This window comes from Paenibacillus sp. FSL R5-0490 (assembly GCF_001956215.1).
Lineage (GTDB): Bacteria > Bacillota > Bacilli > Bacillales > Cytobacillaceae > Cytobacillus.
This window is the reverse complement of record NZ_MRTQ01000026.1, coordinates 1-14,332: the sequence shown is the minus strand read 5'-3', so window position 1 is coordinate 14,332 and position 14,332 is coordinate 1. Positions and strand designations below refer to the sequence as shown.

At 44.8% G+C, this 14,332-nt stretch carries 12 protein-coding genes and 1 other annotated feature; all 12 genes read right to left on the bottom strand.

The window, feature by feature from the left end:
- The 12 genes from cysS to BK139_RS19090 all read right to left on the bottom strand — a co-directional run bounded on the left by cysS (position 1) and on the right by BK139_RS19090 (position 13,885).
- Positions 1 to 1,404, bottom strand: coding sequence for a cysteine--tRNA ligase (gene cysS / locus BK139_RS19145; protein WP_076262007.1), 1,404 nt, complete (start codon positions 1,402 to 1,404; stop codon positions 1 to 3).
- Complete coding sequence (gene cysE, locus BK139_RS19140) at positions 1,385 to 2,053, bottom strand: serine O-acetyltransferase (RefSeq protein WP_076262005.1); 669 nt, start codon at positions 2,051 to 2,053, stop codon at positions 1,385 to 1,387. Before cysE ends, cysS begins: the two co-directional genes overlap by 20 nt.
- A gap of 106 nt (positions 2,054 to 2,159) precedes the next feature.
- Positions 2,160 to 2,388: a binding site (T-box leader), on the bottom strand.
- Between the two features lie 46 nt (positions 2,389 to 2,434).
- On the bottom strand, positions 2,435 to 3,892 hold the full coding sequence (gene gltX, locus BK139_RS19135; RefSeq protein ID WP_076262002.1) for a glutamate--tRNA ligase: 1,458 nt from the start codon (positions 3,890 to 3,892) through the stop codon (positions 2,435 to 2,437).
- Positions 3,893 to 3,969: 77 nt separating this feature from the next.
- On the bottom strand, positions 3,970 to 4,455 hold the full coding sequence (gene ispF / locus BK139_RS19130) for a 2-C-methyl-D-erythritol 2,4-cyclodiphosphate synthase (protein ID WP_048011536.1): 486 nt from the start codon (positions 4,453 to 4,455) through the stop codon (positions 3,970 to 3,972).
- Between the two features lie 14 nt (positions 4,456 to 4,469).
- Positions 4,470 to 5,156 (bottom strand): 2-C-methyl-D-erythritol 4-phosphate cytidylyltransferase, encoded by a 687-nt coding sequence (gene ispD / locus BK139_RS19125; RefSeq protein ID WP_076261999.1) that lies wholly within the window; start codon positions 5,154 to 5,156, stop codon positions 4,470 to 4,472.
- An 86-nt stretch (positions 5,157 to 5,242) separates the two neighbouring features.
- Positions 5,243 to 6,328, bottom strand: coding sequence for a PIN/TRAM domain-containing protein (locus tag BK139_RS19120; protein ID WP_076261997.1), 1,086 nt, complete (start codon positions 6,326 to 6,328; stop codon positions 5,243 to 5,245).
- 218 nt (positions 6,329 to 6,546) lie between these two features.
- The gene (gene disA / locus BK139_RS19115; RefSeq protein ID WP_076261994.1) at positions 6,547 to 7,620 is read right to left on the bottom strand and encodes a DNA integrity scanning diadenylate cyclase DisA; all 1,074 of its coding nucleotides are present in this window, start codon (positions 7,618 to 7,620) and stop codon (positions 6,547 to 6,549) included.
- Between the two features lie 2 nt (positions 7,621 to 7,622).
- Positions 7,623 to 9,002 (bottom strand): DNA repair protein RadA, encoded by a 1,380-nt coding sequence (gene radA, locus BK139_RS19110; RefSeq protein WP_076261992.1) that lies wholly within the window; start codon positions 9,000 to 9,002, stop codon positions 7,623 to 7,625.
- A gap of 313 nt (positions 9,003 to 9,315) precedes the next feature.
- Positions 9,316 to 11,766, bottom strand: coding sequence for an ATP-dependent protease ATP-binding subunit ClpC (clpC, locus tag BK139_RS19105; protein WP_048011540.1), 2,451 nt, complete (start codon positions 11,764 to 11,766; stop codon positions 9,316 to 9,318).
- 4 nt (positions 11,767 to 11,770) lie between these two features.
- Positions 11,771 to 12,850 (bottom strand): protein-arginine kinase McsB, encoded by a 1,080-nt coding sequence (mcsB, locus tag BK139_RS19100; protein ID WP_076261990.1) that lies wholly within the window; start codon positions 12,848 to 12,850, stop codon positions 11,771 to 11,773.
- Between the two features lies 1 nt (position 12,851).
- On the bottom strand, positions 12,852 to 13,400 hold the full coding sequence (gene mcsA, locus BK139_RS19095; protein ID WP_076261988.1) for a protein-arginine kinase activator protein McsA: 549 nt from the start codon (positions 13,398 to 13,400) through the stop codon (positions 12,852 to 12,854).
- A 23-nt stretch (positions 13,401 to 13,423) separates the two neighbouring features.
- Positions 13,424 to 13,885, bottom strand: coding sequence for a CtsR family transcriptional regulator (locus BK139_RS19090; RefSeq protein WP_009336509.1), 462 nt, complete (start codon positions 13,883 to 13,885; stop codon positions 13,424 to 13,426).
- Positions 13,886 to 14,332 lie beyond the last annotated feature (447 nt).

Here is a 14,332-nt window from a genome sequence, read left to right as displayed (position 1 = left end):
TTAGCCTCTTTTCCATCTGATTCCCTGCGGTGTATCTTCAAGGATAATATTCATTTCTTTCAGCTGATCGCGGATTTTATCTGCCAGTTCGAAGTTTCGCTCTTTTCTGGCCTGCTGCCTCTCTTCAATCAGCTGCTCGATTTCTTCATCCAGAAGGTCTGCATGTGCCTCTTCAAGTGAAAGCCCCAATACATCAAACAGCGTTTCAAATTCTTTCGTGAAAGCATCGATCACTTCCACCGCTGTGTTTTTCTCCATCAGATAATAATTCGCAAGCTTTGACAGTTCGAACAAAATGGATACAGCATTCGCTGTGTTAAAATCATCATCCATATCTTGAATGAACTGCTCATGAAGAGCTGTAATTTTATCCAGCCACTCCTGATTATTATCGGTCAGGTTCACACTTGCTTCTCTGCGGTGCTGCAAATTGTGATAAGACGTTTTAATGCGCTCAAGCCCTGTCCGGGTGTTTTCCAGAAGCTCATCACTGTAGTTGATCGGATGCCTGTAATGAACCGACAGCATGAAAAACCTTAAAACCTGCGGGTCATGCTTTTGGATAATGTCATGAACCAGGACGAAATTCCCCAGTGATTTAGACATTTTTTCGTTGTCGATATTAATATACCCGTTGTGCATCCAGTAGCGGGCGAAGGTTTTTCCTGTCAATGCTTCTGACTGGGCAATCTCATTTTCATGATGCGGGAAGGCCAGATCCTGACCGCCGGCATGGATGTCAATCATGTCCCCAAGGTATTTCTTTGCCATCGCCGAGCATTCAATATGCCATCCGGGTCTTCCTTGCCCCCAAGGACTCTCCCACGCAATCTCCCCTTCCTTCGCCGCTTTCCAAAGAACAAAGTCAAGGGAATCCCGCTTCTTCTCGCCGACGGCAATGCGGGCGCCGACACGCAATTCATCAATGGACTGATGGGAAAGCTTGCCGTACTCATCAAATTTCCGGGTATGGTAATAGACATCTCCCTCAGATTCATACGCAAAGCCTTTATCAATCAATGTCTGGATAAATTCAATTATGATATCGATGCTTTCTGTCACTCTCGGGTGGACATCAGCTCTTCTGCAGCCGAGGGCAGAAACATCCTCGAAATAGGCATTAATGAACCGTTCTGCAACCGCAGGAACATCCGTTCCCAGTTCGTTCGCCACGCGGATCAGCTTATCATCCACATCTGTAAAATTGGAGACATACTGTACATCGAAGCCGCGGAACTCAAGATATCTTCTTACGGTATCAAATACAATCGGCGGACGGGCATTCCCTATATGGATATAGTTATAAACGGTTGGCCCGCACACATACATTTTCACTTTTCCCTCTTCCAAGGGAATAAAATCTTCTTTTTGACGAGTAAGTGTATTATAGATTTGAATGGCCATGAATCTGGCTCCTTTCTTTCCTCAATGTTTCCACTTCCGTTTTTAATTCCCGCAGCTCCCCTTCCAGTTCCTTAAACCGGTCTGCAATTGGATCGGGAAGATCACAATGATTTAAATCTTTGCTAATTTTCACACCATCCCGGACTTTCACTCTTCCAGGAATCCCGACTACTGTTGAATTTGGCGGAACCTCATGAAGAACAACAGAGCCTGCACCGATCTTAGAATTCTCTCCAATAGTAATAGAGCCCAAAACCTTAGCGCCGGTTGCAATCAGGGCGTTGTCCTTAATGGTAGGATGGCGCTTGCCTTTTTCCTTCCCGGTTCCTCCCAATGTCACTCCCTGAAAAACTGTTACGTTATCACCGATTTCACATGTTTCCCCGATGACAACCCCCATGCCATGGTCGATAAAAAAGCGTCTGCCGATCTTTGCTCCCGGATGAATTTCAATTCCTGTGAAAAAGCGGCTGATCTGGGAAACCACTCTTGCAAGAAAATAAAACTTACGCTTAAAAAGAGCATGGGCAATGCGGTGTGACCAGACAGCATGCAATCCTGAGTAGGTTAATATTACTTCCAAATAACTTCTTGCTGCCGGATCCTGTTCAAATACCACTTCGATATCTTCCTTCATTCTTGCAAACATGGTTCTTTTCCCCTCCTGGCATAGATCTTCTTTGTAATAAATATTTTTCTCATATACTAATTTCTTGCAGGTTTTGCATATAAAAAAAGCGCCTCTGCCACAATCGGACAGAGACGCTTTACGCGCGGTTCCACTCTGTTTAGGCTTAAACAGCCTCAACTTTAACTTGTTAACGGATAAGTTTCCGCTCAAATCTACTTGGAAGCATGGCGTCCGTTCGAATTGAGGCTCAGAGGCGCACTTCAGAATAAAGAGAGGCTTAAACCACTTTCAGCCGGTGATGGTTTTCTCTAAAAAGCATCTTTTTTCTTACTTTTCCTCTTCAACACTTTTCAATATAGAATAATTTACTTAATACTATATTACATTTTCTCCAAGATGTTAACCAATAATGCTCATTAATCGAGTTTTTACTTTTTCTTTTCCTAAAAGTTCAATTGCCTGCGGCAGATCCGGTCCATGGGTTTGGCCGGTCGTTGCGGAACGGATTGGCATGAAGAGCTTTTTGCCCTTGTGGCCTGTTGATTTCTGTACAGTCTTCATAGCCGCTTTAATTTCATCTGCCTTGAATTCTGCAAGTGCATCAATTTCCTGCAGGAATGCAGTCAGCACTTCAGGAACCTGCTCTTCAGCCAGAACTTCCTTCGCTTCTTCATCAACGGTCATTTCCTCTGTGAAGAAAAGCTCAGAAAGCTCGACAATCTGAGCGCCAAAGCTCATTTTTTCCTGGTAAAGAGTGATCAGGCTATTAACCCACTCTTCGTTTTCCTGCTGCCAGTTTTCGCTGATCTTCCCTGCCTTCACCAGGTGAGGGGCTGAAATGGACACCAATCGCTCCTGATCTAGCTTCTTCATGTACTGGTTATTCATCCATTCAAGCTTCTGCTTATCGAAAAGGGCAGGAGATTTTGAAAGGCGGTTTTCATCAAAGATATCGATGAATTCTTCTTTGGAGAAAATCTCTTCCTCCCCTGCAGGAGACCAGCCAAGTAGAGCAATAAAGTTAAAGAGTGCTTCCGGCAAATAGCCAAGCTCTTCATATTGTTCAATGAACTGGATGATCGTCTCGTCGCGCTTGCTCAGTTTTTTGCGGCTTTCATTGACAATCAGGGTCATATGGCCAAACACCGGAAGGTCCCAGCCCAATGCTTCATAAATCATCTGCTGCTTAGGCGTATTGGAAATATGGTCATCCCCGCGCAGAACATGAGAAATTTTCATCAGGTGATCATCCACTGCTACCGCAAAGTTGTAGGTAGGCGTGCCGTCTTTCTTGACGATGACATAATCGCCGAAGCCATCCGACTCAAATGACACTTCCCCTTTTACCATGTCATTGAATGTCAGCATCTTGCCTTTTGGCACCAGGAAGCGGATGCTCGGCTTTCTGCCTTCAGCTTCAAGCGCAGCTCTTTCTTCCTCTGTCAAGTGGCGGCATTTTCCTGAGTAAGCAGGAGTATCGCCTTTTGCAGATTGAGCTTCACGCTCTGCTTCAAGCTCCTCTTCCGTACAATAGCATTTATAGGCATGCCCTTTCTCGAGCAATTCTTTGTAGTAGGTTTCATAGATATGATTTCTTTCAGATTGGCGGTATGGGCCGTATTCGCCTTCCCTGTCAATACTTTCATCCCAATCCATGCCAAGCCATTTTAAATAATGAAGCTGGCTTTCTTCGCCGCCTTCAATATTCCGTTTCTTATCTGTATCCTCAATGCGGATGATGAACTTTCCGCCTTTGCTTCTTGCAAACAAATAGTTAAAAAGCGCCGTTCTCGCATTTCCGATATGTAAATGCCCAGTCGGACTCGGAGCGTAGCGGACGCGGATTTCATTTGACATACTGATTTCCTCCTTAAAATCTTGAGTTTATCGTAAGCTATATTTTAACACTCAGGTTTTTCTTCTGAAAGGTAATTTTAGCGGTTCTCTATCTTTTTCAGCAAAACAGCTGCCTGGGAAGCGATTCCCTCTCCCCGTCCCGTAAAGCCAAGCTTTTCTGTAGTGGTCGCTTTCACATTAATATTTTCTTTTTCGGTTTCCAGAAGCTCTGCAATCCGCTCCTGCATTTTACCGATATGAGGAGCCATCTTCGGCTTCTGGGCAATGATGGTGCAGTCTGCATTAACCAGCTCATACCCTTTTTCTTTTACGATTCCCCATACATGCTGCAGCAGCTTTGCCGAATCGGCATCCTTGAATTCAGGATCGGTATCAGGAAAATGCCGCCCAATGTCCCCTTCTCCAATGGCCCCAAGGCAGGCATCTGCCACTGTATGCAGCAGGACATCTGCATCTGAATGCCCTAAAAGCCCTTTCTCATATGGTATTTCAATTCCCCCGATAATCAGGGGGCGTCCTTCAGCAAACTGGTGAACATCAAATCCTTGTCCAATCCGAAACATGATAACAATCCCCTTTACATATGGCTTCTTTTCTTTATAATTGCTTCCGCAAAATAAATATCTTCCGGCGTAGTCAGCTTAATATTATCGTAACTTCCCTCAACAATCACCACTTCATTGCCTAACCGCTCCACGAGGCTCGCATCATCTGTTCCTAAAAAGCCGTCTCCGTCTGCCTTGCGGTGTGCCTCAAGCAGGGAAGAAACGCGAAAGGCCTGTGGAGTCTGAACAGCCCACAGGCAGGAACGTTCAAGTGTTTCTGTAATTAAATGCCCGTCAGCTTTTTTAACGGTATCCTTCAGCGGCACTGCCAGAACAGCAGCTCCTTTTTCCCAGGCTGCCTTCACCAGGGGCTGCAGTAAATCCCGGGTAATAAAAGGGCGGGCAGCGTCATGAACCAGGACTACTTCCTCACCCGAAGCTGCCTTGGCCGCATTATAGACGCTATGCTGCCTTTCCCTTCCGCCTTCAACCATAGCAGCCACCTTCTTAATCTGATGCTTTTTTAACAGATTCCGCATTTCTTCTTCATCCTGAGGATTAATGGCCAGAAAAATGCCTGTGCACTCCGGGTCACTCTCAAAAACTCTTAACGTATGTATAAACACAGGGACATTTCCAATTTCCAGAAGAAGCTTATTCTTTCCGGCTCCCATTCGTTTCCCCTGCCCGGCTGCCGGGAGAATCGCTTGATAATTCATATTTTTTGACTCCTCTTTTAAAAAAGCAGGCAAAAAGGCAGGGAAATCAATCTCCCTGCACGTTCTGTCCTACTTTCCATCATACATTATAAAGCTTTTTCCAGAAGCTTGGGTTTTGCAAAGATCATTCTTCCGGCTGATGTCTGCAGAACACTTGTGACAAGCACGTCAATATGTTTGCCAATGTAATTTCTGCCTTCTTCCACCACGATCATCGTGCCGTCATCCAGATAGGCAATCCCCTGATTCTGTTCCTTGCCGTCTTTTATTACCTGTACTTTCATTTCTTCACCTGGAAGCACAACCGGTTTGACAGCATTAGCCAGGTCATTAATATTAAGGACTGCCACCTTTTGCAGTTCACAAACCTTGTTTAAGTTAAAATCATTGGTCACAACGACGCCATTCGTTAACTTAGCCAGCTTCACCAGCTTGCTGTCCACCTCTTGGATTTCTTCAAAATCACCTTCATAGATTTCCACATTAATCGAAAGCTCTTTTTGAATCCGGTTTAATATATCCAGACCCCGTCTGCCTCGGTTGCGCTTTAATACATCTGATGAATCAGCAATATGCTGAAGTTCTTCGAGCACAAACTGCGGAATGACAATCGTGCCTTCCAAAAAGCCAGTCTGGCAGATATCAGCAATGCGTCCATCGATAATAACGCTTGTGTCAAGAATCTTAAGTGATTTTTTAGGTGCAGCTTCAGGGTCAATTTCTTCTTCATTGCTTTTCTTTTTCTTGGTAAATAAGCTTAAAAGCTCATCCCGCTTTTTAAAGCCAACCTGAAATCCCAGATAGCCGAATATAAGCGTCAGCACAATGGGAGCTACTGTATTCAGAATCGGCACCTCAATCGCATTTAGGGCATATCCGATTAAAAAGGCAATGACTAATCCAAAAACCAGGCCGACACTTCCAAAAATAATATCTGTTATAGGTACTTTTACCAGTGATTCTTCTGCCCATCTCACAAAATTGACGACATGATCAACCGCCCAAAAAGTTAAAAGATAAAAAATAATAGCACCTAAAATGGCGGACACGTATGGATTGTTTAAAAGAGGAATGTCATCTAAATTGATTAATTTTAATAAGTCAGGAATTAAAAATATTCCAAGCGTTACCCCTATAATAAGGAAGCATGCCTGTACAATACGTTTTAACATTCCTTCACCTCCTTTTAATCATTATAAACAAATTCACAAAATTGAAACCCTGAATCCGGGGTAATTTCAATTTTGTCTCTTATAATTATTTCACGATAATAAAACAACTGCTTAAATTAATACTTTCATCCACTTTAAGGGTAGCACCATTGGCAATAAACTGTCAAATAATTAACCAACCATTTTAGCATAACTAATTACATAGTTCAATGGTCTCTTTATAGCTGACGATCCGCAAAAACCTGCTCTTTTATGAGCTTAAGTCCCTCTTTAATTTTTCTTGCCCGCACTTCCCCGATTCCTTCCACCTCATCGAGCTCCTCTACAGTTGCCGTGATGATATTGGGGAATTCTTCAAACCGGTTGATCAGATTTTCAATAATAATTGGCGGCAGGCGCGGAACTTTATTCAGCATGCGGAAGCCGCGGGGACATTTGAATTCTTCCGTGTGAATATACCCGTTGTAGCCCAGAAGCTTTAGAATGACAGAGTCTTCGAGCATTTCCCCTTTTGAAAGGACCTGCAGTTTGACAAGCGCCTCCCTGGAGTCGATGTCTCTTGATTGGGCATAATCTCTAATAATCCATTCTGCTTCCCGTTCAAGCTCCACCAGCAGCTCATTCATCTGGAGCCGGATCAGCCTTCCTTCGGTGCCCAGTTCACTTAAATAGGTGAGCAGCTCATTTTTAATGCGCAGAACCATTTCGATATTATGAAAAACATGCAGGATGTCGCTGTAGGTAACAAGCTCCTCAAATTCCAGGATGCTGAGATTGCCGATGCTCTGTTCAAGAACGACCTTATATTTTTCAAGCGTCTGGACGGCTACATTCGCCTTCGTTAAAATAACGCCAATATCCCTCAGCGCATAGCGGGAATGCCCCTTATAAAGGGTAATGACATTGCGTCTCTGGGAAATGGCAATCACTAATGCGCCTGTTTGCCGGGCTACCCGCTCAGCCGTCCGATGCCGCATGCCCGTTTCTGTAGAGGGCACACCGGGATCAGGAGCCAGCTGGGCATTCGCAATCAGAATCATGTTCCCCTCTTCATTTAAAATAATAGCCCCATCCATCTTGGCCAGCTCATACAGATAACTTGGCGAAAATGGGCAATTAATTTGAAAACCCCCATCAACAAGGTTGCTCAGCTTTTCTTTAGAGCCTAATACAATCAGCCCGCCTGTATTGGCACGCAGAACATTATCAATCCCTTCCCTGATAGACGTACCCGGAGCCATGAATCGAAGGATTTCACTCATTGTTTTTTCGCCCATTTTTTTAGTCTCCATGTTTATCCCCCTAACGCAGCCTTTAGCGCTTCACCAACAGAGCTAACTCCGATCAGTTCGATTCCTCCCGGTGCGCTCCAGCCGCCAAGATTATTCGCCGGCAGGATGACCCGTTCAAAGCCCAGCTTGGCCGCCTCCTGCACTCTTTGTTCGATTCTTGAGACTCTCCTGACCTCGCCGGTGAGTCCTACTTCTCCAATGATGCAGTCTGTTGCTTTTGTTGGCTTATCCCGAAAGCTCGACGCAATACTCACCGCTATGGCCAAATCAATTGCCGGTTCATCAAGCTTTACTCCGCCAGCGACTTTTAAATAGGCATCCTGATTTTGCAGGAGCATTCCGACCCGTTTTTCCAAAACGGCCATCAGTAGCGGGACCCGGTTATGATCGATTCCGGTTGCCATTCGTCTTGGATTTCCAAAGCTTGTCGGGGAAATAAGCGCCTGAATTTCAACAAGAACAGGCCTCGTCCCCTCCATGGAAGCAACGACTGTTGAACCGGCAGCCCCCTGTGACCGCTCTTCGAGGAAAATTTCCGATGGATTGGCTACTTCCTCAAGCCCAAGTTCCTTCATTTCAAAAATGCCCATCTCGTTTGTTGACCCGAATCTGTTTTTTACAGCTCGTAAAATCCGGTATGTATGATGGCGTTCACCTTCAAAGTATAAAACCGTATCCACCATGTGCTCAAGAAGTCTTGGACCCGCAATGGAGCCCTCCTTTGTAACATGCCCTACGATAAAAATGGCAATTCCCTTCGTTTTGCCAATGCGCATCAGTTCAGCGGTACATTCCCGAACCTGGGAAACACTCCCCGGCGCCGATGTCACTTCCGGGTGGAAAATCGTCTGTATGGAATCGATAATGACAAAGTCAGGGTTGACTGTTTCAATCGTTCTGCTGATTTCTTCAAGGCTGGTTTCCGAATAAACGAGCAGACTGTCTGAAGAAACACCTAAGCGGTCAGCCCGCAGCTTCGTCTGGCGCATGGATTCTTCCCCTGATATATAGAGGACCGAGTGCTTCCTGTTCGCAAGCTGTGAGGACACTTGAAGAAGAAGCGTTGATTTCCCGATGCCCGGATCTCCCCCGATCAGAACAAGGGAACCTCTTACAATCCCGCCCCCGAGGACACGGTTTAATTCTTTTAAATCGGTATGTATGCGGGGTTCGCTGACTGTTTCGATGGATGTAATTGGCGTAGCTTTTGCCGCTATGGACGTTCCCTGTGAATGTGCAAAAGCGCCTCTTCTCGTTGAAGCTGGCTTCTCCACCTCTTCCACCATCGTATTCCATTGTCCGCACCCCGGACATTTCCCCATCCATTTCGCTGATTCATAGCCGCATTCCTGGCACATGAATTTCGTTTTTCTTTTAGCCATACTTCTTCCCCTCTCTGTACATTCATACCAGCCGCGGTAAAGGAAAATCTTATGATTACCGGCCTTGCATGGAAGAACCAGTGATGAAAGAAGTACGTTTACTTCCTATTCCCTTTTCCAACGGGTCTTAAAATGTTTTTGTCCTGATATCTTTTTCTCTCTTAAAATTAACATAAAACGGCTGAATAAACCTCTTTTAAGGCTGTATTTAAAAATGTCCTGAAAGAGTACAAAAAGGTACACGTATAACAGGGACGTGTACCTTTTTGCTGTGTGTGATCACTGATGTTTATATAATATGGTCCGTTACACCTTATTTTTGAAGGTTTGCTGTTCTGCTTGGTTCTGCGGTTCTCACCACAAATTCTCCATCCTTCACATCGATTACCACGCTTTGCCCAGTTAGGACTGTTCCTCTTAACAGCTCTTCGGATAAACGGTCTTCAATATGCTTTTGAATGGCCCGGCGGAGCGGACGTGCTCCGTACTCAGGATCATAGCCCTCAACCGAGATTTTTTCTTTGGCTGCATCTGTTAATTCCAATGTAATATCCTGTTCCTTCAAACGTTTCGTTAAGGTATCAGACATAAGCGAAACGATTTCCTGAAGATGCTTTTTCTCCAATGCATGGAAAACGATAATTTCATCGATACGGTTCAGGAATTCCGGACGGAAGGACTTCTTCATCTCTTCCATTACCTTTCCTTTCATATCTTTGTAATCCTGTTCCCCATCCTGGATGTTAAAGCCAACGTATTTGTTCCGCTTAAGCGCTTCAGCACCTACATTGGATGTCATAATCAGAACAGTGTTGCGGAAATCAACGGTTCTTCCCTTCGAGTCTGTTAATCTTCCGTCTTCCAATACCTGTAATAGGATATTGAATACATCAGGGTGGGCCTTTTCAATTTCATCGAGAAGCACAACAGAATATGGTTTTCTGCGGACTTTTTCGGTTAATTGGCCTCCTTCTTCATACCCTACATAACCTGGAGGAGAACCGACCAGACGGGATGTGGAGTGCTTCTCCATGTATTCTGACATATCGATGCGGATCATCGCATCCTCATCACCGAACATCGCTTCTGCTAATGCACGGGCCAGCTCAGTTTTACCCACTCCAGTCGGGCCAAGGAATACAAATGAGCCAATCGGGCGCTTCGGATCTTTAAGGCCAGCACGGGCACGGCGGACAGCCTTCGAAATGGCCTTAACGGCTTCTTCCTGCCCGATTACACGGGAATGAAGGATTTCTTCCAGATTAAGAAGCTTTTCTGTTTCAGTTTGGGCAAGCTTCGAAACAGGGATTCCCGTCCAGCTGGCCACCACATTGGCAATATCCTCAACCGTCACTTCACTGTTTTCTTTGCCCTGCTTTTCTTTCCATGTTTTCTTCGTCTCTTCCAGCTGTTCACGCAGGCGCTGCTCCGTATCCCTTAAGGAAGCCGCTTTTTCAAATTCCTGGCTTTGTACGGCTGCATCCTTCTCTTTTCTTACATCCTCAAGCTTAACCTCAAGCTCTTTCAGGTTTGGAGGCGTAGTATAAGACCGCAATCTTACCTTTGAACCCGCTTCATCGATTAAATCAATCGCCTTATCCGGAAGAAAGCGGTCTGAAATGTAGCGGTCTGACAGCTTTACGGCTGCTTCAATCGCTGCATCTGTAATGGTTACGCGGTGATGGGCTTCGTAACGGTCGCGCAGCCCCTCAAGGATTTGAACAGATTCTTCGGCAGTCGGCTCATCCACTGTAATAGGCTGGAACCTTCTTTCAAGTGCCGCATCTTTTTCAATGTATTTTCTATATTCATCAAGTGTAGTTGCACCAATACACTGGAGTTCGCCGCGGGCAAGAGATGGCTTTAGAATGTTGGAAGCATCAATCGCTCCTTCTGCTCCTCCTGCTCCTATTAATGTATGAAGCTCGTCAATGAATAAGATGATGTTTCCTGCCTGCCTGATTTCATCCATTACCTTCTTCAGGCGGTCTTCAAATTCACCGCGATACTTTGTTCCGGCAACTACTGTACCCATATCAAGCGTCATAACCCTTTTATCACGAAGAGTCTCCGGCACTTCATTGTTAATAATCTGCTGCGCTAGGCCCTCTGCAATGGCTGTTTTACCCACACCAGGCTCACCAATGAGAACCGGGTTGTTTTTCGTTCTCCGGCTTAATACTTCAATCACACGCTGAATTTCTTTGCTTCGTCCTATAACTGGATCGAGGCTTCCTTCTCTGGCAATAGCAGTCAGGTCACGTGCTAATCCATCCAGGGTCGGGGTGTTCGCATTGGCTGCCGAGCCTCCCTGATGGCTGCCGGATTCATTGCTGCCTAACAGCTGAAGCACCTGCTGGCGCGCTTTATTGAGGCTGACTCCAAGGTTATTCAATACCCTCGCAGCAACGCCTTCGCCCTCACGGATCAGGCCAAGCAGGATATGCTCTGTTCCCACATAGGAGTGGCCAAGCTTTCTTGCTTCATCCATGGAAAGTTCAATCACTTTCTTGGCACGCGGTGTATAGTGAATGGTCTGGGAAGCATCCTGCCCCCTGCCAATTAAATTCTCAACCTCTTTTTGGATCTTATCAGAGCCGAGGCCTAAAGCATACAGAGCTTTAGCCGCAATTCCTTCACCTTCGCGTACAAGCCCAAGCAGAATATGCTCTGTTCCGATGTTATTATGTCCTAAACGGATTGCTTCCTCCTGTGCTAACGCCAATACTTTTTGAGCTCTTTCCGTAAATCGTCCGAACATCATAATTTCATCCTCCCAACTCTTGATCTTCCATTTTTAATCTTTCCCTAATTAGTGAAGCCCTGCGGATATCGCGTTCATGCGGTCTGAGCGGCCCGCCTGCATACTGCTGCAGGAAACCGGGCTGTGTCAGGATCATCAGCTCATTCAATATATTCTTTGATATGTTTTTAATGTACTGCATATCAATCCCCAGGCGAACATCAGACAAGCATTGTGCTGCTTCCTTGGATTCAATGATCCGGCTGTTTGATAAAACGCCATAAGAGCGGAAGACTCTATCTTCTAATTGTATGTTAGAAGTCTTTGCTAATGCTTCCCTTGCCGATCTTTCCTGAGAAATCAGCTGACTGACAACGCTTTTCAGATCCTCGGCGATATCCTCTTCTGACTTTCCGAGAGTGATCTGATTTGAAACTTGAAAGATATTACCTAAAGCTTCGCTGCCTTCCCCGTAAATTCCTCTAACAACTAAACCTAACTGGTTAATTGCCGGGATAATCCGGTTCATTTGGTGTGTGAGAACGAGGCCAGGCAAATGCATCATAACCGATGCCCTGAGCCCTGTTCCTACATTTGTGGGGCAGCTTGTTAAAAAGCCAATATCTTCATCAAATGCATAATCGGCTTCTTCCTCCAGCCAATCATCAATTTCATTTGCCATATTTAAGGCTTCAGAAAGCTGAAACCCCGGAAACAGGCATTGAATCCTTATATGGTCTTCTTCATTAATCATGATACTGACTTCTTCATTTTCAGAAAGAAGGCAGGCACCATGAGTTGAATTCTCAGCAAGATGGGGACTGATCAGATGCTTTTCCATCAGCACTCTTTTTTGAAGCGGCTGAAGGTTATCCATTAATAAAAGCTCCATTTCCCCAAGTTTTGAAAAAGAAGAATGCTCCACCCTTGCCTTTATTTTTTCAATGACTGCTTCTGCTTCTTCATTTGAAAATAAGGTAGGGAATTTATATTGCTTTATATTGCGGGCGAGCCTGATCCGTGAGCTTAATACAATATCGGAATCAGGGCCTTCCGCACTCATCCAGGAGCTGATAGCTTGATTTATGAAACGTTCCAGCGACAAGCTACTCCCCTCCCTTTTGATCGGCATTGAGCTGTTTTTCCAATTTCCTAATTTCGTCTCTCAATTCTGCCGCTCTCTCAAACTCTTCTTTGGAAATCATTTCTTTTAAATGATTTTTTAAATCATCAATATTCCTGCGCAAGTGAATGGTTCCCCCGATTCTGGCCGGGATTTTCCCGCTGTGTGACGAATTCCCGCTGTGCAGCCTTCTAAGAATGGGGTTTAATTGATCTTTAAAAGTCTCATAGCAGCTGGCGCATCCAAAACGGCCAACTTTAATAAATTGCTGAAAGGTCAGGGAGCATTGCTCACACTGCAGAACCTTCTCCTGCTGAAAAGGATCCTGGCCCGATCCCTGAAAGGCAGGCTGAATATTCAAAAGGCCAGCAAGCAAGTTATTTATTGAAAAACCGGACCCGCTGCCCAGCATAAACATTTCACCTTTTTCCTGTGCGCATTTCTCACAAAGATGAAACTCTGCTTTCTCTCCATTTACAACTTTTGTAAAGTGCAGCGTGGCCGGCCTTTGATTACATTCCTGACAAATCATGACTTCACCTCTCCAGCTCACTACTATTTATATTTCAAAGTGGTCAACATTGCCTTAAGCATTCTTGCCCTCAGCTCATCCCTGAAAGGAAGGTCAATATACAGGACAGAACGGTCTATAACACTAAGCATTATTTTAGCTTCCCTGTGTGTTATGATCTCTTCTTCTACCAGACGGTAGATGACATTCTCCGCACTGCTCTGGGCAATCCTGCTCTGCACTAAAGATATTAACTGGTCAATCAAATCAGCATGGTCATAGGACTGGACTTTCATAATCCGGATGAAGCCCCCGCCGCCCCGCTTACTTTCAACTGCATAACCTTTTTCAATCGTGAAACGGGTGTTGATCACATAATTGATCTGAGAAGGAACGCACTGGAATTTGTCAGCGATTTCGCTTCTTTTAATTTCCACGATTTCCCTTTCACTCTTCTCTAAAACCTGTTTGAGATAATTTTCAATTATGTCGGATATATTTCTCACCAGGCCTCCCCCTATCTGACTTTGACTATATTTGACATTAATTATACATGATTTATGTAATTTCTTGCAATTGACGGGTATTAATAATTTTCCCCCATTTTTTGACTTCCCAAACCTGATAATGGAAGTTAATGTCGATAACAATATATTTTTGGATGGGCGGGTTTGTGCTTGGTTGGGGGAAGTTTTTTGGATGGCAGCTGATGTGTATGGTTGATTGTTCTTTGGGTTGAGGATGGCAAAACTGGATTGAGCTGCTGCTGGATGTGCACTGTTTTTAGATTCTTTGAAGATGGGGTGGTGCGATTTATCTGACATGTTTGGAGATTTATTTTGCGTGTTTGGAGATTTATCTAGCAGGTTTTTGAATTTATCTAACAGGATTTTTGATTTATCTAGCAAGTTTTGGAGTTTATCTAACATTTGGCACCATCCGTCTTTACGGAG

Excerpts from the sequence above, each read along its gene's own strand:
- cysS (WP_076262007.1), bottom strand. The coding sequence starts at position 1,404 with ATGGCCATTCAAATCTATAATACACTTACTCGTCAAAAAGAAGATTTT.
- cysE (WP_076262005.1), bottom strand. The coding sequence starts at position 2,053 with ATGTTTGCAAGAATGAAGGAAGATATCGAAGTGGTATTTGAACAGGAT.
- gltX (WP_076262002.1), bottom strand. The coding sequence starts at position 3,892 with ATGTCAAATGAAATCCGCGTCCGCTACGCTCCGAGTCCGACTGGGCAT.
- ispF (WP_048011536.1), bottom strand. The coding sequence starts at position 4,455 with ATGTTTCGGATTGGACAAGGATTTGATGTTCACCAGTTTGCTGAAGGA.
- ispD (WP_076261999.1), bottom strand. The coding sequence starts at position 5,156 with ATGAATTATCAAGCGATTCTCCCGGCAGCCGGGCAGGGGAAACGAATG.
- BK139_RS19120 (WP_076261997.1), bottom strand. The coding sequence starts at position 6,328 with ATGTTAAAACGTATTGTACAGGCATGCTTCCTTATTATAGGGGTAACG.
- disA (WP_076261994.1), bottom strand. The coding sequence starts at position 7,620 with ATGGAGACTAAAAAAATGGGCGAAAAAACAATGAGTGAAATCCTTCGA.
- radA (WP_076261992.1), bottom strand. The coding sequence starts at position 9,002 with ATGGCTAAAAGAAAAACGAAATTCATGTGCCAGGAATGCGGCTATGAA.
- clpC (WP_048011540.1), bottom strand. The coding sequence starts at position 11,766 with ATGATGTTCGGACGATTTACGGAAAGAGCTCAAAAAGTATTGGCGTTA.
- mcsA (WP_076261988.1), bottom strand. The coding sequence starts at position 13,400 with ATGATTTGTCAGGAATGTAATCAAAGGCCGGCCACGCTGCACTTTACA.